The sequence below is a fragment of the Thermococcus pacificus genome (assembly GCF_002214485.1).
Taxonomy (GTDB): domain Archaea; phylum Methanobacteriota_B; class Thermococci; order Thermococcales; family Thermococcaceae; genus Thermococcus; species Thermococcus pacificus.
Map to the genome: position 1 here is coordinate 1 of NZ_CP015102.1, position 19,136 is coordinate 19,136.

27 protein-coding genes and 1 pseudogene are annotated in these 19,136 nt (G+C 55.1%); 9 read left to right on the forward strand and 19 right to left on the reverse strand.

The features are described from left to right. Nucleotides 1-7: 7 nt before the first annotated feature. Nucleotides 8-232: a hypothetical protein gene (locus A3L08_RS00005; RefSeq protein WP_157721561.1), complete on the reverse strand. Its 225-nt coding sequence runs from the start codon at nt 230-232 to the stop codon at nt 8-10. Then, nucleotides 211-1,494, reverse strand: coding sequence for a prenyltransferase (locus tag A3L08_RS00010; protein ID WP_088853091.1), 1,284 nt, complete (start codon nt 1,492-1,494; stop codon nt 211-213). The genes A3L08_RS00005 and A3L08_RS00010 overlap by 22 nt, the downstream gene beginning before the upstream one ends. 119 nt (nt 1,495-1,613) lie before the next feature. Between A3L08_RS00010 and A3L08_RS00015 the strand changes: the two genes are divergently transcribed. Continuing rightward, nucleotides 1,614-2,714, forward strand: coding sequence for a TRM11 family SAM-dependent methyltransferase (locus A3L08_RS00015; RefSeq protein ID WP_088854841.1), 1,101 nt, complete (start codon nt 1,614-1,616; stop codon nt 2,712-2,714). On the opposite strand, the gene A3L08_RS00020 is transcribed toward A3L08_RS00015, so the two are convergent. The 3 genes from A3L08_RS00020 to A3L08_RS00030 are packed head-to-tail and all read right to left on the reverse strand — an operon-like array spanning nt 2,711 to nt 3,703. Continuing rightward, entirely contained in the window at nt 2,711-3,070 is a 360-nt protein-coding gene (locus tag A3L08_RS00020) for a type II toxin-antitoxin system PemK/MazF family toxin (RefSeq protein WP_088853092.1), read from the reverse strand. The genes A3L08_RS00015 and A3L08_RS00020 overlap by 4 nt on opposite strands. Then, on the reverse strand, nt 3,045-3,233 hold the full coding sequence (locus tag A3L08_RS00025; protein WP_088853093.1) for an antitoxin family protein: 189 nt from the start codon (nt 3,231-3,233) through the stop codon (nt 3,045-3,047). Before A3L08_RS00025 ends, A3L08_RS00020 begins: the two co-directional genes overlap by 26 nt. 41 nt (nt 3,234-3,274) lie before the next feature. After that, nucleotides 3,275-3,703 carry a CoA-binding protein gene (locus A3L08_RS00030; protein WP_088853094.1) on the reverse strand — a complete coding sequence of 143 codons (429 nt, stop codon included), beginning with the start codon at nt 3,701-3,703 and terminating at the stop codon, nt 3,275-3,277. Nucleotides 3,704-3,771: 68 nt separating this feature from the next. Here A3L08_RS00030 and A3L08_RS00035 point away from each other — a divergent pair, with 68 nt between their 5' ends. Next, nucleotides 3,772-4,209: a hypothetical protein gene (locus A3L08_RS00035; protein WP_088853095.1), complete on the forward strand. Its 438-nt coding sequence runs from the start codon at nt 3,772-3,774 to the stop codon at nt 4,207-4,209. Here the strand turns inward: A3L08_RS00035 and A3L08_RS00040 are convergent. After that, a complete protein-coding gene (locus A3L08_RS00040; RefSeq protein WP_232461734.1) occupies nt 4,142-4,561 on the reverse strand; it encodes an NfeD family protein in 420 nt (139 codons plus the stop codon). The two genes, A3L08_RS00035 and A3L08_RS00040, sit on opposite strands and share 68 nt — an antisense overlap. After that, nucleotides 4,558-5,205: a M48 family metallopeptidase gene (locus A3L08_RS00045; RefSeq protein ID WP_088853097.1), complete on the reverse strand. Its 648-nt coding sequence runs from the start codon at nt 5,203-5,205 to the stop codon at nt 4,558-4,560. The genes A3L08_RS00040 and A3L08_RS00045 overlap by 4 nt, the downstream gene beginning before the upstream one ends. Before the next feature lie 37 nt (nt 5,206-5,242). Between A3L08_RS00045 and A3L08_RS00050 the strand changes: the two genes are divergently transcribed. Next, entirely contained in the window at nt 5,243-6,043 is an 801-nt protein-coding gene (locus A3L08_RS00050; protein WP_088853098.1) for an SPL family radical SAM protein, read from the forward strand. Here A3L08_RS00050 and A3L08_RS00055 read toward each other — a convergent pair. The 3 genes and pseudogenes from A3L08_RS00055 to A3L08_RS00065 all read right to left on the reverse strand — a co-directional run bounded on the left by A3L08_RS00055 (nt 6,040) and on the right by A3L08_RS00065 (nt 8,527). Then, a pseudogene (locus tag A3L08_RS00055) lies at nt 6,040-7,367 on the reverse strand (glycerate kinase type-2 family protein). The gene A3L08_RS00050 and the pseudogene A3L08_RS00055 sit on opposite strands and share 4 nt — an antisense overlap. 29 nt (nt 7,368-7,396) lie before the next feature. Then, nucleotides 7,397-8,065, reverse strand: a complete 669-nt coding sequence (locus A3L08_RS00060) for a TIGR00703 family protein (RefSeq protein ID WP_088853099.1) — start codon at nt 8,063-8,065, stop codon at nt 7,397-7,399. 36 nt (nt 8,066-8,101) lie between these two features. After that, entirely contained in the window at nt 8,102-8,527 is a 426-nt protein-coding gene (locus A3L08_RS00065; protein WP_088853100.1) for a DUF371 domain-containing protein, read from the reverse strand. 99 nt (nt 8,528-8,626) lie between these two features. Here A3L08_RS00065 and A3L08_RS09845 point away from each other — a divergent pair, with 99 nt between their 5' ends. Continuing rightward, nucleotides 8,627-8,776: a hypothetical protein gene (locus tag A3L08_RS09845; RefSeq protein WP_157721562.1), complete on the forward strand. Its 150-nt coding sequence runs from the start codon at nt 8,627-8,629 to the stop codon at nt 8,774-8,776. Between the two features lie 88 nt (nt 8,777-8,864). Next, nucleotides 8,865-9,068: a 30S ribosomal protein S17e gene (locus A3L08_RS00070; protein WP_088853101.1), complete on the forward strand. Its 204-nt coding sequence runs from the start codon at nt 8,865-8,867 to the stop codon at nt 9,066-9,068. A 34-nt stretch (nt 9,069-9,102) separates the two neighbouring features. On the opposite strand, the gene A3L08_RS00075 is transcribed toward A3L08_RS00070, so the two are convergent. From A3L08_RS00075 to rbcL, 3 genes are all read right to left on the reverse strand, one after another. Continuing rightward, nucleotides 9,103-9,699 (reverse strand): ArsR/SmtB family transcription factor, encoded by a 597-nt coding sequence (locus tag A3L08_RS00075; protein ID WP_088853102.1) that lies wholly within the window; start codon nt 9,697-9,699, stop codon nt 9,103-9,105. 79 nt (nt 9,700-9,778) lie between these two features. Further along, entirely contained in the window at nt 9,779-10,372 is a 594-nt protein-coding gene (locus A3L08_RS00080) for a thymidine kinase (protein ID WP_232461735.1), read from the reverse strand. A gap of 85 nt (nt 10,373-10,457) precedes the next feature. Beyond that, complete coding sequence (gene rbcL, locus A3L08_RS00085; RefSeq protein WP_088853104.1) at nt 10,458-11,792, reverse strand: type III ribulose-bisphosphate carboxylase; 1,335 nt, start codon at nt 11,790-11,792, stop codon at nt 10,458-10,460. 391 nt (nt 11,793-12,183) lie between these two features. Here rbcL and hpkB point away from each other — a divergent pair, with 391 nt between their 5' ends. After that, the gene (gene hpkB / locus A3L08_RS00090; RefSeq protein WP_088853105.1) at nt 12,184-12,387 is read left to right on the forward strand and encodes an archaeal histone HpkB; all 204 of its coding nucleotides are present in this window, start codon (nt 12,184-12,186) and stop codon (nt 12,385-12,387) included. Between the two features lie 48 nt (nt 12,388-12,435). On the opposite strand, the gene A3L08_RS00095 is transcribed toward hpkB, so the two are convergent. From A3L08_RS00095 to A3L08_RS00105, 3 genes are read right to left on the reverse strand one after another with little or no spacing between them, the layout of a single operon-like run. Further along, nucleotides 12,436-12,930 (reverse strand): metallophosphoesterase family protein, encoded by a 495-nt coding sequence (locus tag A3L08_RS00095; RefSeq protein ID WP_088853106.1) that lies wholly within the window; start codon nt 12,928-12,930, stop codon nt 12,436-12,438. A gap of 9 nt (nt 12,931-12,939) precedes the next feature. Continuing rightward, nucleotides 12,940-13,851 (reverse strand): transcription initiation factor IIB, encoded by a 912-nt coding sequence (locus tag A3L08_RS00100; protein ID WP_088853107.1) that lies wholly within the window; start codon nt 13,849-13,851, stop codon nt 12,940-12,942. A gap of 6 nt (nt 13,852-13,857) precedes the next feature. Beyond that, a complete protein-coding gene (locus A3L08_RS00105) occupies nt 13,858-14,190 on the reverse strand; it encodes a Gar1/Naf1 family protein (protein ID WP_088853108.1) in 333 nt (110 codons plus the stop codon). A gap of 123 nt (nt 14,191-14,313) precedes the next feature. On the opposite strand from A3L08_RS00105, the gene A3L08_RS00110 reads away from it, so the two are divergent. The 3 genes from A3L08_RS00110 to A3L08_RS00120 all read left to right on the forward strand — a co-directional run bounded on the left by A3L08_RS00110 (nt 14,314) and on the right by A3L08_RS00120 (nt 16,114). Further along, nucleotides 14,314-15,141 carry a carbohydrate kinase family protein gene (locus tag A3L08_RS00110; RefSeq protein WP_088853109.1) on the forward strand — a complete coding sequence of 276 codons (828 nt, stop codon included), beginning with the start codon at nt 14,314-14,316 and terminating at the stop codon, nt 15,139-15,141. Nucleotides 15,142-15,243: 102 nt separating this feature from the next. After that, nucleotides 15,244-15,753, forward strand: coding sequence for an NUDIX domain-containing protein (locus A3L08_RS00115; RefSeq protein ID WP_088853110.1), 510 nt, complete (start codon nt 15,244-15,246; stop codon nt 15,751-15,753). A 4-nt stretch (nt 15,754-15,757) separates the two neighbouring features. Further along, nucleotides 15,758-16,114, forward strand: coding sequence for an Mth938-like domain-containing protein (locus A3L08_RS00120; RefSeq protein ID WP_088853111.1), 357 nt, complete (start codon nt 15,758-15,760; stop codon nt 16,112-16,114). On the opposite strand, the gene A3L08_RS00125 is transcribed toward A3L08_RS00120, so the two are convergent. The 3 genes from A3L08_RS00125 to A3L08_RS00135 all read right to left on the reverse strand — a co-directional run bounded on the left by A3L08_RS00125 (nt 16,104) and on the right by A3L08_RS00135 (nt 19,093). Then, the gene (locus A3L08_RS00125) at nt 16,104-17,567 is read right to left on the reverse strand and encodes a hypothetical protein (protein WP_088853112.1); all 1,464 of its coding nucleotides are present in this window, start codon (nt 17,565-17,567) and stop codon (nt 16,104-16,106) included. The genes A3L08_RS00120 and A3L08_RS00125 overlap by 11 nt on opposite strands. Nucleotides 17,568-17,575: 8 nt before the next feature. Then, entirely contained in the window at nt 17,576-18,337 is a 762-nt protein-coding gene (locus A3L08_RS00130; protein WP_088853113.1) for an ABC transporter ATP-binding protein, read from the reverse strand. Between the two features lie 78 nt (nt 18,338-18,415). Next, complete coding sequence (locus A3L08_RS00135) at nt 18,416-19,093, reverse strand: diphthine--ammonia ligase (RefSeq protein WP_088853114.1); 678 nt, start codon at nt 19,091-19,093, stop codon at nt 18,416-18,418. Nucleotides 19,094-19,136 lie beyond the last annotated feature (43 nt).

Sequence of the window (19,136 nt, forward strand, 5' to 3'; positions counted from 1 at the left end):
CCTGCGGTCACGACGCCCTCAGCAGCACGGCGTTCTCGTAGGCCTCCACGAGGTCTTTCCTGCCGTTCTCCAGAGCTTCGGAGCGGAGCGTTGAGTATATCTCCTCTACGGCGTCCCTGAAGAGGACTTCATCAGAGTAGAGCTCCCTGTCGGTCAGGAGAAGATCCACCAAGTCCGCTGTGAACTCCAGGCGGTTGCCCTTCTTTCCCATCAGTGCCTTGAGCCGTTCCACTGCTTAACCCTCCTCGGAAGTTCTTGCTCGAGGGCCTTTATGAGTATCTCGGAGACGAGGATGGAGGAGAACCTAGGGTCGCGAACCTCGAGGGCGGCATCTATCGCCCGCTCAACGTCACCATCCTTGACGAGATGGTGGGCAACGTCCGCCATCACTATCGAGCGGAGCCTCGAATCCCTGAGGGTGGAGCCTATCTTCATGGCTCCCTCGAGCTCCCCAACGAGGACATAGTAGCGGGCTATCTTGGCCCATATCTCCTCGCTGGGTGTGCTCTTCCCTATGGCCTTTATTACCTCCCAGTCGCCCAGCTCGGGCCTCTCGAGGATCCTGTTCATCACGACCCTCCCAACGAGCTCGGCCTCGCCCTCGTCGAGTGCGGCTATGAACGCCGGGAGGACGTCGTGGTCCCTCTCCAGCAGCTCCAAGGCTATCTTCACGAACACCTCGTCGCTGTTCTCGAGCTTCCTTATCAGCTCGACTGCGGAAACGCCCTCACCGCTCAGGGCGAACGCCAGTGCAAGCTCCTCAGTGAACTCCTTCCCGAACTTCTGGATGAACTCGCCCGCGATGGTCTCGAGGGAGTCGATGTAGTGGCCGAGAACTTCTTTCTCCTTCAGGTAAAAGGAGACCTCCTTGAAGGCCTGCTTCGCCCACTCCCTGGAGCCGATAGTCCTGAGGAGGGAGATGCCGTTCTCGTAGCTCCCGAGGGTGATGTAGGCCTTGATGAGCTCAAGCAGGGCCCTGGAGCGGTAGGGTTCCTCCTCGATATACTCGAGGGCGAGTTTACTCTTCCTTATGCGGTACGCGGCCTTCAGCTGGCCCTTCCCTATCATCCTCGTGTTGGCTCGGATGATCTCGAGGAGAACCTCGTTTCTGAGCTTTGAGTTATCTATCTCAAGGGCATAGGTTATGGCCTCACCTATCTCACCAAGGGTGAGCATGTAACTGGCGGCAGTCTTCATAATCTTGTCTCTCTGGGGCGGTGGAAGAATCCTCGAGTCCTCGAGGACTCCCTGGTATATCTTCTTGGAGGACTTGAGGCCGGCCCTTCCGAGGGAGTAACCTACCGATAGAAGCGCCCGGAACATCTTTACGGGGTCATCTATCTCGTTGGCGGTCTCGAGGGCCATTAAAAAAGCCGTCCGGTAGTTACTGTCCCTGGCCTTGGCAAGTCTCTCACCTATTTTAGCGTACGTTACTGATTTTACATACGGGTCGGGAATCACGTCAACGGAAGCGAGGATTTCCTTGACAATCATACCACATATCCCCCGCACCATTGTTGATTTTACACAACACTCTCACTAGTTATTTGAAGCCGGAGCTTATTAACCTAACCCTCGGAACGTTTTTAAATGGCTCCGTTGAGGGCATAACCATGTACGCGGTACTATTTGGTAAAAATCCAGCCCTCAGCGAGGCCGAATTTTATTCATTCAGCAGGAGATTCGGCCTTAAAGTTCGACCAATCGAGTCCAGTCGTTACTGGTTGTTATTCGATTCCTCACCGGACGTTGAAAGGCAATTCTACTGGCTCGGCGGCTCCCTCAAGCTCGTAAGAATAATCGGTGAGGGTGAAGAAGCCATCAGAGACCTTGAATACTCCAAACTCTTCACGGTCAGCCTTTACGGGAGGAGCGACTGGAAGCTCTGGAGGAAGCTGGGAAGTGAGATAAAGAGGCACTTCAAGGAAGAAGCGCCGGCTAAGTTTTTCAAGCCCGCTAAGGTTTATTCGATGCCGGCGGAGCTCATCCTGAAGGGCTTTCCAGAAGTTAAGGACTTCGTCTTCCTCTTTAGAGAAGATGGGAGCTTTCTCGTCGGCGAGACCGTTAAAGTAACTGACCCATTCGAGCTGAAGAAGCTCGACGTTGAGAGGCCGGTTCAGAAGCCAATCCTCTCGATCCCGCCGAGGCTCGCGAGGATAATGGTGAACCTGACGGAAGTGAGAAAAGGCAGCTTCCTGGACCCCTTCTGCGGCATAGGAACTGTAGTCCAGGAGTTCGTCCTTCAGGGTTTGAACGCCTACGGGAGTGACCGCGATCCAGAACAGATAAAGGCCGCAAAGAAGAACCTCGCCTGGCTCAGAAAAGAGTTCAGGCTTAAAAACTCGGCCCATTTAGAGGTTTGCGACGCAAGGAAGTTAAAACGCTGTTTTAGACAGAGGTTCGACGCCATAGTGACGGAACCCTATCTTGGGAAGCCCCTACGGAGAAACCCGAGCAGGGGTGAGGCAATTAAACTCGCCAACGAGCTTGACCGGTTCTACTATTCGGTCTTCGAGAGCTTTGCGGATGTTTTGAAGAGAAATGGAAAGGTCGTCTTCGTGTTCCCGGCCTACAAGCTGAGCGACGGGGGGATATACAGAAAAGAGAGGAAGTGGCTCGGAAAGCTCGGCTTCGAGGTTCTTGGAAGATACACGGACTACGAGGAGAGGCACCGCTTAGTTAGGGACATTCACGTGCTGAGGTACAGGGGTTAGCCAATGCTGAACGTCCGTTTCAGGATCTCCTTAACTTCATCCATCTTCTCGGGGCCAATCTCCCCAATGCTCTTGATAATGAGCGATTTTTCGACCGTAAAAACAGAAGAACAGTCTATGAAGCTCTTCTTCTTGAGCTTACCCCGAAGGAGGTCTTTCTGCTCAAGTTCAACCGGGAATTCCTCAAAGTGTGGGCTTCCGGTTATTTTGAGCACTATCAAATCGTCGCTTACCTTGTTTAGCTCATCGGAGCTGACAACCAGCACGGGACGGAGCTTTTTTCCCAGGTAGTCTGTAAAGGGAAGCTCCAGGAGGAGTATCTCACCCTGCCTAAAATTCGAAGAGCTCCTCGGCATCCTCTCCCTCCTGCAGGAGCTTGAGGTAGCCAAGCTCTTTCATCGCGTCCCTAACTTCAACCTTCTCAATCAGCAGCTTAATCCGTGAACCAGGGGGTATGTTCAGTTTTTTGAGGGGGATTATCACATCACCGCGGTAGATGGCAACTATCTCCTCAGGCATGATTAAAAATTAGAGGATCCGCTTTTAAACGTTTGGAGCTGTTACCCAATAAGCCTCTCGTGCTCCTGCTTTATGCACCTGTGGGCAACAGCTGTGAGTCCGGCCTCTTTGGCTTTCTTAAAGGCATCCCGGTTATAGGTGTTGAACTGGAACCACACGACCTTGGCGCCCTTCTCTATCGCCTGCTCCACGTACTCCATCGTGAACTCTGGGCGGACGAAGAGGTCTACTATATCAACTTCGTCCGGGATATCGAGGACGCTGGGGTAACACTTCCTTCCGAGGACTTCTTCATAGCGGGGGTTCACGGGGTAGACCTCGTAGCCCTTCTCAAGAAGATATCTCATCACCCTGTTGGCGTCGCGCTCTGGCTTTGGCGAAGCTCCCACGAGGGCTATCTTCCTGTACTTTGTTAGGATCTCCATGATTTCCTCATCGCTAAGCCTGTCAACAGGCATTATCCTTACCATCTTACCACCAGCCTGCTTTCCACCTCAAGGTTTAAAGGAGTAACCCTTCAAGAATCTCCGGTGGTGCAATGGCCCTCTACGAGGAGAATGTTTCGAGCAGGGGCTTCAGGATTTTTCTGATCCTCGCAGCGCTGCCGATGCTCTTCGGCCTCTATGCGACCTATATGGCCGGTGAGGGCTTTGAGTTCATGCTCATCACAGCGCTTCTCGTCGTGCTCGTGTTGGTAGATGCTATGGAGCTGAGGATCGAGATAGACGAGCGCGAGGTAAGGATACGGGGGCCAATCGGACTTCTCATCAAGAAAACTGTCAAGATAGAGAACATCGAGAGCTTCTCCGTTGCGGAGGGCTGGATGAGCTGTTCTGGAGCAATCCACTTCAATCTCCCAGCCAAGGGCTGCATAATGCTGAGGCAGAAAAAGGGCTGGACGGTTTCCTTCACGACGAACAATCCCGAGGAAGTTGCCCGAGTTCTGGCGATGCTCGGCGTTCCACGAGCACCCTAGTCCCCTTCACTCCTACTATCACTACCTTCTCTCCCCTTTTTGCGGTTCCTTTTATACACTCGGCGCTCCAAAGCTCACCGTCAATCTTCACAAGGCCCTCTGGAGCCAAATCCTCAACCACCACAGCGGTTTTCCCGATCAGGCTCTCGGGGCCCGTCTGAGGTCTGACGCTGAGGCCACCACGTAGGACGAATGGAGCGATGAGAAAGTCCTTGACCAGGAGGATACCTATGATGACCGCCACCGCCCAGAGGGGAACCTCAACCCCGAATCTCGGAAGCACAATGAGAAGGAAGAGGCCCACAGCGATTTCGTCCGCCGCCAGCGCGAGGAGCGTGATGAAGTTCCTCATTCCCCACCACCGAGCCATCTCCAGTATGGATTCAGCTCGATGATGCTCCACCACTTCTTGAGCTCTTTCCTGGCTTTCCTGTAGTCAGGATAAAAGCGCCCGACGAGGTTCCAGAACGCCTTTGAGTGGTTCATGTACTTCAGGTGGGCCAGCTCATGAACCACCACATACTCCCTGAGCTTAGGCGGGACGGAAACGAGGCGGACGTTGAAGTTAAGGTTCCCTCTGGGGGAGCAGCTTCCCCACCTGCTTCGTTGGTGCCTGATGAATACCTTCTTTGGGGAAACGCCCATCTCTCTGGAGTATTCATCGACTAAGGCCAGTATCCTGGGTCTGAGATATGACTTAAGCTCGGCTATGGCCTCGTCTGGATAGGCTGAGAAGACGACTGTCCTGAACTTCTCGTGCACCTTGGTCTTTCTCCCGCGGATGACCTGGTACAGCTCCCCGTCTATGGGAAACCCCGACCCGGTTCTCTCGCGGAGGTTTTTAATCTCGGCCAGCTTGGCCTCAAGCCACCCCTTATGGCGCTCCACAAAGGACTCAACGTCAAAGCCTTTGGGTGCGGTAACGACTACCCTGCCGTCAGGCTTCACCTCAATCCGCGCGTACCTGACGGGTCTTCTTCTGATTTCCAAATCCATCCCATCACCTTTTAAGGGAATCTGGCAACTTGAACTTATGAACCTTCGGGTTATCGAGAAAAAGGCCAAAAGCATATACACCCGCTCGAAGATTCCCGGCGTCGACTGGACAGTGAACCAGTACGTCGGCTGTGCCTTCGCCTGCAAATACTGCTACGCCAAGTTCATGGCGAAATGGAGAGACTACGGCGAGTGGGGCAGCTGGGTGGAAGTTAAGACCAACGCGCCCGATCTTGCCAGAAAGCGCGTTAAAGGGAGCGTTGTCATGTCCACGGTGAGCGACCCGTACCAGCCGATAGAATCGGGGCTAAAACTAACGAGGCGGGTTCTCCAGTACATGGACAAGAGGAACGAGCTCTCCATCCTGACGAAGTCGCCACTCGTGACGCGGGACATTGACATCTTTAAACTCTTCCGCTCGATAGAGGTGGGTTTAACCATAAACGGATTCACGGGGAGGGAGAAGAGGCTCTTCGAACCGCTGACACCTGTTCATGAGGCGAGAGTGAGCGCACTAAAGGAGTTGAAGGAAGCCGGGCTGAGAACGTACGTCTTCGTTAGCCCGATAATTCCTGAAATAACGGACGTCTCGGCTATACTCGGGGACACGAGAGACTTCGCGGACTACTACTTTTTCGAGGTTCTGAACCTCCGGGCGGCGGGAAAGGAGTTTCAGGCCCTGCTCAAAGAGGAGTACCCGGAAAGCTATGGGGCTCTGACTGACCTCGGGAAGTTCGGGGAGTTCATACGGAGGCTGAAGGAGGAGATAAAAGGCCTTGGGATAAAGGCCGATGGAATAGAGACCCACCAGAGGGGCTGGGAGTTCGTGGAAATCTAGGCACCTTTCCCATCCCCGGAAATCACCGCAATCACCAGCGAGTTAACGTTCGTCCCCGTTGGCCCCGTTCTGAGGAGGGCCCCGACCCTCTCAAGGGCGTGATAGGCGTTGTGCCTCCTGAGGACTTCTTCGACATCGACTCCAGCTTCTTTCAGCTTTTCGAGGGTTTCTCCGTCAACTATTCCGCCAGCCGCATCAGTCGGCCCGTCAGTCCCGTCGGTGTCCACCGCCAGGACGGCCGCGTTAAGGCCCGCTATCTTCCGGGCAACGCTCAGGGCGAACTCCTGGTTCGGACCGCCGAGGCCGGCCCCTCCCGTTATCGTCACCGTCCACTCGCCGCCCGCTATCAGGACGGCGGGCTTCTTGAGCGGCCTGTCGTTCCGTGCTACCTCCTGGACTATCGAGCCTATTGCGAGCGCACCTCACGGGCCTCGCCCTCCAAGGTGGTGGTGAGCACCGCCGCATTGTATCCCAGTTCTTCCGCCTTCTTCTTAGCTGCCTCGCAGGCCATCGTTCCGCTCCCCCCGATGAAGTTGTGGACGTTTGGCAAGTCCTCTTTCAGCGTCTCCTCGGCTTCTCCCCTCAAACCGCGCTCGATGTGCTTCTTAACGCTCTCCGGCAGTTTCTTCCAGACGCCGTAGAGGTTTAGAATCCTGTAGGCATCCTGGAACGTCGTGGGGTCCTTCACGGTGGGGCCCGACGCTATCGCCTCGAGCGGGTCGCCGACGACGTCGGAGAGGATTAAGCTTATTACCGTCCCTCTAACGTGCTTTGCAAGCTTTCCACCCTTCACCGCGGAGATGTGCTTTCTCACCGTGTTTATCTCGTATATCTTTGCGCCGCTCTTTAGCAGGAGCTCGTTCGTCCGGATTTTATCGTCGAGACTTATTCCCTTCTCCGGAAGGAGGAATAGCGCTGAACCGCCACCGGAGATGAGGACGAGGAGAATGTCTTCGGGACCGACTTTCTCCGCCAGCTCAAGGCCAAGTTTGGCACCGAGGAGGGAGTTCTCATCTGGAACAGGGTGGCCGGCCTCGATAACCTTGATTCCCTGCATTCGGGGGCAGTTCTCCGCGTAGCCGTATTTGGTGACGACGACTCCTTCATCGATTGCACCGCCGAGGACATCTATCGCTGCCCGGGCCATGGCGCAGGCGGCCTTGCCGAAGGCGAGGAGGTAGACCCTGCCTCTGATCTCGAACGTCTTACCTAAAACCCTGAGAACATTTCCTCCAATCTCAATCGCATTCCTCACCGCGAGATGGGGGTCAGCGGCCTTCAGCGCGGCGTCGAGTATCGCAAGAGCATCTTTCAAGGGGTTCATGACAAAAAATTGGAACAAGACCTTAAAAATCAGTCGAGCATGGCCAAAACTTTATCGACCTCGTTGGAAACCTCGACGTCGAAGAGGTGTATCGTCGGCAGAAGCCACCAGAGGCGGTACTGGTGGGCCTTGTCCTCCTCGCCGAAGTACTGGAAGACGAACCTTCCAAAGCCCGTCATGTCGCGGTGTATGTCCCTTACCTCCCTGAGAACGCGCCTCACCTTCGGCGGATACTCCTCGTAGGGCAGGGGCAGGCCCTTCACGAAAACCCTGTCCTTGAAGAAGTCCGTGGTAAGGCCAACGCTCCCGACATGCTTCTCCAGCTGGTTGAACTTCTTCTCCGTCCAGAAGCGGTGGAGAATTAGTCTCGGGTCTTCCTTCGCCAGCGGGAAGTTGCCCTCCTCGGTGTCGAGCCAGAACTCGAGGTAGGGTTGACCTCCCTCTATGACTATCCTCGCCAAAAGCCTGGCGTTCTTTGGTATTTCCCTCTGGGTTTCGCTGATATGGTATTCCTTACCGTCCCGCGTGTAGGTTTCGCCTTCCTCCCTGGTTCCGGCCTTTGAGACAAAGTAGGCCTCCGTGCCATCAATCGTCCCTAAGTGGAGATCATAGCCCCAGGCCTTCAGGTCTTTGAACTTGAACCTCCTCTCGGCGGGGACAACTCCGGTGTTCTCGACTATGTAGTAGCCGTCGAGCATTTTCATCACTAAAAGTTATTAAAAAGGCAAGAGCTTTTAAAGGTTTTCATCGATTATGAGTTCGACCTCTGCCACAGTTCCAGGGTTCTTCAAAAGTTCAACAATGCGCCTGTCTATGTCCCTGGCTGCTTTGTTGGCCCTCACCGCGAGCGTTCTTCCGTCTATGTAAGTGCTCTTACGGACCACCATCGAGTAATCGTGGTCGAGTATCAGGTCTGGGCTTCCCTCAGCCAGGACTTCATCCACAATGCCGCTTACCCTAATCCTGATGAGGAGCCTTTTTCCAGCCTTTAACGCAGCTTTAAACTCCTCGCTCAGGTCGTTTATCCCTTTATCAGCCCCGATGCAGATTATGCAGTCTCCGCGCGGGGTCAGGTAGTCCTCCTTCGTGAACTCCAGCGTCGATTTGTGCGTGGCTTTAACGTTCTCATGGCCCCTGCAGTGGATGACTTCCCTCAGCATGGTTCTGAGTTGAAATGTGAGTTTATAAACCTCAGGACCACAGCAAATCAATGAAAAACTTTTTAAGCATGAACGAGAAATACTACGGTAGGTGATACTGTGAGATGGGAGCATCTTATTAGGGGTCTCGTTAGGATTCATGCTGGATTCTCAGTGGTGAGAATAAACTCCTTGGGGATAAGATACCCAAAGAACACCCGCGTGGATCTGCTGGACGTCGCAATCAAAAAAGTCAAAAGGAAAAACTGAATTAGTTTCCACCCTGGGAAAACTTTTAAAAGGCCTCTCATGATTGTGAGTTACGGTTGTCAGAATCAAGCTAACGGGGTGATTGATGATGGGAAACATCAAGCAGACGTTCATCAAGAGGGTTGCCCGCGAGCTGTTTGACCGCTATCCGAACGAGTTCACCAGGGACTTTGAGCACAACAAGAAGAAGGTCGAGGAACTCACCACTGTCCAGAGCAAGACCATAAGGAACAGGATAGCGGGCTACCTCACCAGGCTCGTTAGGATGAAGGAAGAGGGCAAGATGCTCTGAGCCCTTTTTTCAGGCTTTCTTCTTCAGCGACTTCCTAAAAGCCATCCAAATCTTCGAGTATTTTCCTGGGGAGCCTCGGAGCGAACTCCTTGAGGAGCCTCTCAAACTCGCGCTCGTTTTCCTGCGCTATCCTCCTGAAGAGGTTCTCGATGTAGGTCTCGGTCAGGAGACGAACCTCCTCTAACTCCTGCTTAGTCTGGATTATCTCACTTATTCGGTTCTGTATCTCTTCCAGGAACGCAAGGAGTTCGTCTATCTTGGCCTCAGCCGGCTCCGTGGACTTTATGAGGCTCCTGGCCTGGTCGTACTCCTTGGTCTGCCTCGGGGCCTTCGGCTCGTACATCTCGGTGCCGAACGCGTAGGGCGTCAGGAGAACCTCAAGGCGGAAGCCGCGCTTTATGGTGTAGTACTTCCTCGGCCTGCCACGCGGTATCTTCTCGGTCCTGCCCTCTATGAGGCCCGCGCTCTCGAGTATCCGGAGGTGTTCCAGGATGGCCTTCTGGCCGACGCCGAGTTCCTGGCTCAGCTCGCTCACGAAGTAAGGCCTCTTTGTGAGCAGTATGAGTATCCGTCGCCTTGTCTCGTTCCCGAGGATGTCAAGCAGTCTTCCAAGGTTCTTATTTGACTCCATGGTCTCACCCCCTTTCCCTAACCTGACGTAAGAAAAGTCGGTTTTAAGTTTTTCGGTCAAAAGAAAAACGGGGAAAGCTTCACGGAACGAGGTGGTGCTCCCTGCAGCGGGCCTCGTAGCTCTCCCTTCCCCCCACAAGGATTACCGGGGAATTCCTCGGAGCAGGTTTTCCGTCGATGAGGCGCTGGCTCCTTGTTGCGGGCCTGCCGCAGACGGTGCAGACGGCGGTGAGGTAGACTATGTTGTCCGCCCTCACGAGGAGTTCCCTCATAACCGGAAACGGGTCCCCTTTGAAGTCAAGGTTCAACCCGCTTGCTATAACATAAACGCCCTCGTCCGCGAGGCGGTTCAAGGCTTCGACAACAGAGATATGGAAGAACTGGACCTCATCGACACCTATGACTTCGTATCCGTCCCTTTTAGTTATTTCAACTATCCTCTCAACGCCCTTCTCGTCGGTCGGGATAACGAAGGCCTCGTAGCGAAGGCCGTTGTGGGCAACAACCTCGTCCTTGGAATACCTGCTGTCCATTGCAGGTTTGAAGAAGGCTGCCTTTCTCTTCGCGAACATCTGCCTCTCTATGCGTTTTATCAGTTCGGTGGTTTTACCCGCGAACATCGGACCGGTTATGACCTCAAGAAACCCGCCTGGATGAACCATCACTATCACCATTGGAGAAACGCGGCAGGGAGTTAAATCCCCTCCGGCCCAAAAGTTGGACGGTAGACGAAAAGGGGAAAGAAAAACCGTCAGAGCCTCAAACCGGGGTGACGTGGCCCCACTTCTCCAGGGCCCTGGCGAGCTCCTTGTGGGTCTTGGCGTACTCGTCGAGCGGGATTCCCTGCATGATAGCGTCTATTGCCTGCCTGACAGCCCTGGCTCCCGCAGCTGGCCCGTCCGGGTGTCCCATCGTTCCACCGCCGAGCTGGAGGACTATGTCCTTTCCGAGGGCGTCTATGACGGGCTGGATGTTGCCGGGGTGAAGTCCGCCGGAGCTGGTCGGGAAGACGGGCTTAATGTGATAGAATTTCTGCTCAAGGTGATAGACATCGTTTTCGTCCGGAACGTAGTGGTCCTCGGTGATTATCCTCTTGTACTGGATGACCTCCCACTTCTCGCCCTCCATCTTACCGGCCCCGGCTGTACCAATGTGGAGCTGGTCAACGCCGATGACGCGGTAGAGTTTGGCCAGGACGAACATCGAGATGCCGTGATACTTGTAGCGGGCGAAGGCGGTGTGCATTGCCCTGTGGGCGTGCAAAGCTATGCCGTAGTCCTCGGCAAGCTCGCGGATGTAGTCGAGGACGCCCCAGCCGAGGACGACGACGTCAACCATCGCGTGGGGAACGCCGTAGTCGGCGAGTATCTCAAGCCTCTGCTCCATCTCGAGTATTGGCGAGGTAATGTTGGCGAACCAGGTCTTCTTTTCTCCCGTCTCATTTTCGGCCTTTTCCATGGCCTTGGTGACGACCTTAACGCGCTCCTCGAAGCGGTTGTACCACGGGCTGGTGAGGTTCTCGTCGTCCTTGAGGTAGTCGGCTCCACCTGTGTAGAGGTCGAGGGCAAGCTTGTAGAGCTCTTCCGGGGAGTAACCTACCTTCGGCTTGGGGACGACACCGTAGAGCGGCCTGTCATAGATTTCGAGCTTCTTCCTGACACCCTCAATGCCGAAGTTGGGTCCCGGGTAGTTCCTGAGGAACCTCTCCGGAAGGTAGATATCCTCAAGGCGGAGCCACTCGACGCGCTTCATTCCGAAGACGTTGCCAGCGACGCTGGCTAAAAAGCCAGGCATGTTGCCCTCCTCGAAGATGTGCTCCGGGTAAGCGATCCTGACAATCCAGCTACCGTCACCCATGTCTGTGAAGTGGTAAGCTTTTGCCGACATGTCGGCCCATCTCTCATGCTCGTACCAGGGATAAAGGGTCGTCCAGGTTCCGGTCGAGCTCTCGGCAGCGACTGCACCGGCTGCCTGCTCGATCGTGTATCCCTCCGCCGGAGTAACGCGGAAAACGGCTATTATGTCCCTCTTCTTGTTCGGCTCGTAGCCCTTGTCCACGTAGTAGTCGTATATCTTGTCGAACTTCTCCACCATGCTCACACCCCCTAGGTAACTCTTAGGTTGAATCAACCACTATAAAAAACCTGCGGTGCAATAGTGGGACATTAGAGCCTTTTAATCGGCATTGAGGACGTTTTCTATCCCACGAAGCCCCAAACTCCCGCCCCCCTTTAAGAAATTGGGGGGCTAAACGGCTTCCAAATACGATTTGAAAGGCCAGAAGGTCTTCTCAGAACTTCGCCCTCGAGTTAGTATTGGAGGTGTCGCAAGTTGAAAGCCCAAGGATACTAGATTTCTCGACTGCCTACCCAAAAAAGGCCAATTATCGCCCTCAGAGGGCTGTTTTTCCGAAAAGTTTATATAGGCCTTCGCTCCTAAAATAGAACGCAGATACCTGCAAAACAACGTTTAGGAGGTTGGGAAAATGGCTGAGTTGCCGATTGCCCCAGTTGACAGGCTTATAAGGAAGGCCGGCGCTGCCCGCGTCAGCGAGGACGCCGCCAAGCTCCTGGCCGAGCACCTTGAGGAGAAGGCCATGGAGATCGCCAAGAAGGCGGTTGACCTTGCCCACCACGCCGGCAGGAAGACCGTCAAGGCCGAGGACATCAAGCTTGCTATTAAGAGCTGATGTTCTTTCTTTTCCTTCATTAGCTTTTCTCTGCTGTTCTAATGCCCCTCACCAGAAGGTAACCCTCTCAACCCTGACGCTTTCTCCGTTGATTTTCAGGAGTGCAAAGCCGGCCGAGTCCATCCTAGGGAACGTCGGCGAGCCGGGATTCAGGAGAATAACCCTCTGACCGTGAACAGAGTAAGTATCATGGTAGAAGCGGTGAGTATGGCCGAAAATCAGGACGTCAACCCCCATGTCGAGGGCTTTGAGCGTTAGGAACTGAGCATTCAGGGAGAAGAACCGGTGACCATGCAGGAGGCCTATCCTGACGCCTTCAGCGTCCAGAACCTGTTCCTCGGGAAGTTGAAGGTGGTCAGCGTTGCCTCTCACGGCTATCGTCGGGGCGAACTCTTCGAGAGTCTCAAGAAGCTCCGCGGAAGTAACATCCCCAGCGTGGAGTATCAAGTCTGGCCTTTGCTTTTCAAGCTCCTTCAAAAGAAGTGAAGGAAGGTTGTTCGTTTTATCGCCGTGATGGGTATCACTGGTAACCGCTATGATCACGGGAATCCCTCATATCGGGACGTTTATGCCGAGCTTCTCAACAAGCTCCTTGTAGCGGTTTCTAACGGTCACCTCAGTAACGTGTGCAACCTCCGCAACTTCTCGCTGGGTCTTCTTCTCGCCCTCAAGGAGCGATGCAACGTACAGAGCGGCCGCAGCAAGTCCAGTCGGACCTTTCCCACTCGTTATGCCCTTCTCTATGGCCTCCCTCAGTATCTCCTTTGCCCTTTTCTTCGTCCTCGCGCTCACGTTGAGTGCATCGCCGAAGCGGTCAACGTACTCTATCGGGCTTGTGGGGCGGAGGTTGAGGTTCAGGCCCCTCGCCATGAAGCGGTAGCTCCTTCCTATCTCCTTCTTCGAGACCTTTGAAACGGCCGCTATCTCGTCGAGGGTCCTCGGAATGCCCTCCATCCTGCAGGCGGCGTAAAGAGCGGCAGAAACCATCCCCTCTATCGACCTTCCGCGGATGAGCTTCTTCATGACAGCCTTCCTGTAGAGTGAAGCGGCTGCCTCCTTAACACGCCTCGGAAGGCGCATCTGGGCCGCCATCCTGTCGAGCTCGCTTAATGCAAAGGCGAGGTTCCTCTCGGCGGCGTCGTTTATGCGCATCCTCCTCTGCCACATGCGGAGCCTTCTCAGCTTGTTTCTGTACATACCGCTTATCTGGTTGCCGTGTATGTCCTTATCACGCCAGTCGATATCGGTGGAAAGGCCTTTATCATGGATCATCAGTGTCATGGGCGCACCGGTTCTGGCGCGCTTGGCCCTCTGATCGGGATCGAAGGCACGCCACTCCGGGCCTTCATCAATAACATTCTCCTCAAGAACGTAGCCGCACTTGGCGCAGACGATTTCGCCCCTCCTCGGGTCATAGATAAACTCGGTCGAGCCGCAAACCGGACACACCCTCTTATCAGCCAAAAGCTCTCACCCCCTCTTTCTGGGGGCAGGGCGTCTCGCCTTTCCGCCCTTCGAGCGCTTTCCGCCGGACCTGCCGGCCTTCCCGGACTTGGACTTTCCGGGCTTTGACTTCCTGGAGGAATCAACGTAGAGCAGCGCACCGACGTAACTCTCGGGATCTCTGACCCTTGGCTTAACCGCCACATAAGGCCTCTTCACCGGCCCAAAAACGTCTTTAACGGTTCCCACGAGGGTAAGTCCCTTGTCGACCACGGGCGAATTGAGCGCGGGAACCCAGTCAGACCTCAGGATAAGGAACCCCTGCTTTGCGTAGTGAGAAACTTTGCCAAGGCGCTTCATAGCCCCACCCCAAAAGGACATATCCTTTTAAGCTTTTCGCTTTGTCCTTTATAAAGTTTTCGGAAATTTTCCAAAAGATTTTTATTTAATAGCCTTCGATCATTAGAGATTGGGAAGGCCAAAATGAAATGCCTCGTTGTCGGTCACCTCGTCAGGGACGTCATCCTCAGGGGTTCGAAGGCCGAATCCCGCATTGGGGGAGGGGCGTACTATTCTGCCATCGCGCTCTCACGCTTCTGCGATGTCGAGGTCTTAACGAGTGTCGGGAAGGACTTTCCGGAGGGCTGGCTCAAAGAACTCAGGGAAAGAGGTATTGAACTCCACATCATCCCATCGGAGAAGAGCACTTCCTACAGGCTCCACTATCTCGACGCGAATACCCGTGAGCTCAGCCTGCTATCGGTTGCAGAGGAGATAGCCAGCATGCCTGAGGGAGACTACGATATGGTAGTCCTCAACCCGGTGGCGGGGGAGATACCGCCCGAGACCGTTGAGGAGGCCAAAAGGAAAAGCTCCTTCGTTGCCGCCGACGCCCAGGGATTCATAAGGAGCCCCGAGATTGGGAAGCTCAGGCTCAGGGGCATCAACGGCGACCTTTTCGAAGGGCTGAAGGTTCTCCACGCGGACGTTTCCGAGATAAACCTCATAAGCAGGTTTGACCCTGGGGAGGTTGAGGTTCTCCTCGTCTCGAACGGGAGTGAAGAGGGGAGGGCCTACCTGCGGGGAAGGGAGTACAGCTACCTCCCTGTGAAAGTTCCTGTGGAGGAATCAACCGGCGCCGGAGACGTGTTCTTGGCGGCGTTCTCCTACTTTTACACCCAGTGCCCCTTCATACAGGCCCTCAAACGCGCCGCCGCTTTCACGGCGCTTTTCCTCAAGCACCGGAACTTCACCTTCTCGATGGACGAGGTTAACGAACTCGCGATTATGGTCGGGGCCAGACCCGTGTAGTCCGTATAAAGGGATATAAGGGAAAACTCCCCAACTTCTTCCGCCGATGATGAGACGTCAGCATGCTGACGCGTGATGAGGAACGGGAACTGAGGTGGTAGCATGGACAGGTACGTCCTTCTGCTCAAGACTCCGAAGGACTACGATGTTTCCCCCCTTAGAGAGGAGCTAAAGGAGTTTCTCACAGAGAGACACCCGGAGATACGGGCCGAGCTCCACAGGTGCATAGGCCTCACCGCCGACGTGGTCATCCTCTACAACGGCGGCGTTGTCCTCATAAAGCGGAAGCACGAGCCGTTCAAAGACCACTACGCCCTTCCAGGAGGCTTTGTTGAGTACGGCGAGAGGGTCGAAGAGGCCGCAGTCCGGGAGGCCAAGGAAGAGACGGGCCTCGACGTAAGGCTGCTGAGGCTCGTCGGGGTTTACTCCGATCCCGGCAGGGACCCGAGGGGGCACACCGTGACGACTGCTTTCCTCGCTCTGGGAACCGGCGAGCTCAAGGCAGGGGACGATGCCAAAGAAGTCCACGTCGTGCCCTTAGAGGAGGCCCTCAAGCTGCCACTGGCCTTTGACCACGAAAAAATACTACGCGATGCGCTGACGCTGAGGTGAGGGTATGAAGGCCAAGTATCCCGGCTTCGGGAAAATAATCATCGACGGTAAAGTCTACGACCACGACGTCGTTGTTTATCCCAGCGGGAAGATTGAAAAAAGAAAGAAGTGGCTCAGCAAGGACAAGCACGGCACGAGCCACAAGCTTGATCCGGATGAGCTGAGGGAGTACCTGAAAGAAGACTTCGACGTTCTCCTCATCGGGACAGGGGCCTATGGGATGCTCTCTCTGCTACCGGAGAGCAGAGAGCTCGTTAAAGGGAAAGAGGTCATCGAACTCCCAACGGGAAAGGCGGTTGAGAGGTTAAACGAGATGGCCAAAAAGAAGAGGGTCCTAGCGGTGTTCCACGTTACCTGCTGAGCACCCTGAGAACCACAGCGATGCCAAGTCCCGCGAGGAGCATCGCGTAGGGGTAGCCGAGGGCATACCACAGGCCAGCTACAGCACCCAAGGTAATCCCGTTCAGGATTATGAGAATCAGCACGTGCCCGGTGTTTGTTTCCGGCACCGAGAGCTCCTTCTCCCCGTGGTAAAAGAAGGCCAGGGCTATCGACGATGTCAGGAACGGGAGTATTAAAGCCGCGGGGAGCAGTTTGAGCGCTCCTGGATCGATGTAGGCAGCGGCCAGGACAAGGCCTGCGCCGGCCGTTACCGGCACCGCGTTCATCACGAGGAGTTTGGCTCTGAGGAACTGTCCCAGGGTCAGAGGGAGGCTCCGCAGGAACTCAAACTCCCTGCCGTCGATTTTAAGAACCGTGTCCACGCCCACCGATGCCATCCACGCTATCATCAGGAGAACCGAGGCAACGCTCCATTCCCCCATCTCCCCTGAGGTTAGGACGCCCAAGGCGCTCGGCAGGACCACGAAGAGGGGGAATATGAGGCCCACGAGGAGGGCGCTCTTCCTGACGGCTATCCTGAGATCCTTCAGGGCAATGGCGATGACCGGGTGATGCGTCCGGGCTTTGAAAGATACCGTCCCCACGTGGGATACGGCGGCGCCCTCTTCCATCCTGCCCCAGAGTTTTCCGAGGATGAAACGGTAGGTGGGGACGAGAACCGCAAGGTAGCCGAGGACGAGAAGGAAAGAGTGGAGAGGCTCGAGTATCGAGGCGATGGAGAATGGATAGGCTACCGAGTACCTTGAGAAAAACGGCAGGAGTTCCTCGTAGTGCTCGCTCACGTACATCTGGACGTAGTTGATGGCGTAGAACATTCCAATAAACAGGATGGCCCCCAGAACCCTCGCCATCGTTCTGAGCTTGGAGAACCTGCCGCCGACGCTGGAGGAGCCGAAGAGGGTGAAGACGACCAATCCAAGGACGTGCCCGAGAAAGGCCCCTAGCAGTATCCAGAGAAATCCCATCAATCCTGACACCGGCGATCTGTATGCCATCGCCAGGACCGCCGGAATGAGGGCCACTATGGCCGGAACGTTGTCTATCGCCAAGAGGACGCTGAGGTACTTGGCTCCGGTTTTTATTGGCAGGGGTTTGAGGGGCTCGAATATCCCCATGGAGACGGCGTAGGAGGCGTTGACCGTCGTCGTGTAAAGGGCCATGACGAATGGAAGGAGTGCGTAGGTGGCGAGCAGAACGGCGGCCCTCGTATCGTCCTCGGCCCCAACTATCGCGCCCGCCATCATGAGGCCGAAGAAGAGGAAGGCCACTGACTGAAGGGCTACCCCACGCTTTATATCTCCGGCATTCCGCAACTGCTTCCTGAACTTCTTTGGATCAGCAGCTATCTGGGGGTTGTTCTTCAACCGCCTATAGTGAAGCTCCCGGTAGAGGATTCTAACTATCCCCAGCATGCTCTCACCTAAAGGGTCTCCCTCAGAGCCTGAACTATGCCCAAAACCTCGTCCCTGCTCTCGGTGAGCTTGAGAAAGACGTCCTCCAGGCTCTCCTCGTGGGCGAACTCCTTGAGCTGCTCAACAGTCCCCTCGGCTATCAGCCTGCCGTTGTAGATGACGCCGATCCGGTCGCATATCATCTCAGCCAACGCCAAAACGTGCGTCGAGAAGACTACGCTCTTTCCATCCTCCCGGAAGTCCATCAGAAGCTCCCGCAGAATCCTCGCGCTCTTTGGGTCGAGGCCGTTCATAGCCTCGTCCAGGATGAGAACGGCCGGATCGTGGAGCATCGCGCTTATGAGCGAGACCTTCTGCCTGGTTCCGAAGCTGAGCGATCCTATCATCTCACCGAGGTACTCTTCGATACCGAAGGCCTTCACGAGGGCATCAACCCTCTCCTGGAGCTTTTCTTCAGGGATTCTTCTCACGCTGCCCACGAAGTTGAAGAACTCAATCGGGGTGAGGCTCTCGTAGAGAACCGGCGTTTCCGGCACGTAGCCGGTCATCTCCTTAACGCGCAGGGGGTCCTGTGAGACGTCCACACCGTCCACAAGAACCTTCCCAGAGGTAGGGGCAAGGATTCCGGCGAGGATTTTCATCGTGGTGCTCTTCCCGCTCCCGTTAGGCCCCAAGAGGCCGTATATCTCGCCGTCGTTCACGGTGAAGGTTATCCCGTTAACGGCCACAGTAGAGCCGAACCTCTTGACGAGGTTTTCAACCTCGATCATCCTACCACCGAGCATAATAATTTTGAGGCTTAATAAACTTTCCCGTCTAGAGCGGCGTTAGGAAAAGACCAGCCCCGTCTAGTCTTTCCGCTCCAAATGCGCCCTCCGAACTTCCAGAATCCCCGAGTAGTTGCATTCGTTCCACTTCTTCTCGACCTCGTCGAACACTATCCTTGCCTTAAAGAACGGCGCGTCCCTCACGAAGGTCTCGAACTCGCCGCCTTCCCCGGCTACGTGGACCCTGTACTTCTCGTTGAGTTTAACCAGCTCCTCTAAAGTCTTCTCGTCTATTTTCCTGCCGAGCCAGCTCTCATCGAGGCCGTAGGCGGCGGTGCCGACCATTACAATATCAAAAATTTCAACCAGCTCGCGCATATACTCAACGGGATCACGGTGCCAGGCCGGGGCGAAGCTCTTCAAGCCAAGTTCCTCAACAACTCTGTCAACTCTTCGCTTCTGGTACTCGCTCGCCAAAGCGCCGGCGACGACGCCGTCTATCTTAAGCCCCTCGAGGACAGCCTTCATGTCCTCAACTTCTTTCTCCTTCTCACCGCTCGTGAAGCCCTTGACGAGGGGAATCCCGATGGCTTTGGCCTGAAGCTCGGTGAGGTGAATGTTCGGGACATGGTACATGTAGCTCTCGTCGCTCTCGCTCACCATGCTTACAAGGTACTTAACCTCAAACCCCTGCTTCAGCGCCCAGTAGAGGGCGTAGTTCGAGTCCTTTCCGCCCGAGTAGAGTACCGCAACCCTCATTTTTTCCACCCGAAAAATTTTTAAAAACTTTAAGTTATTTTAA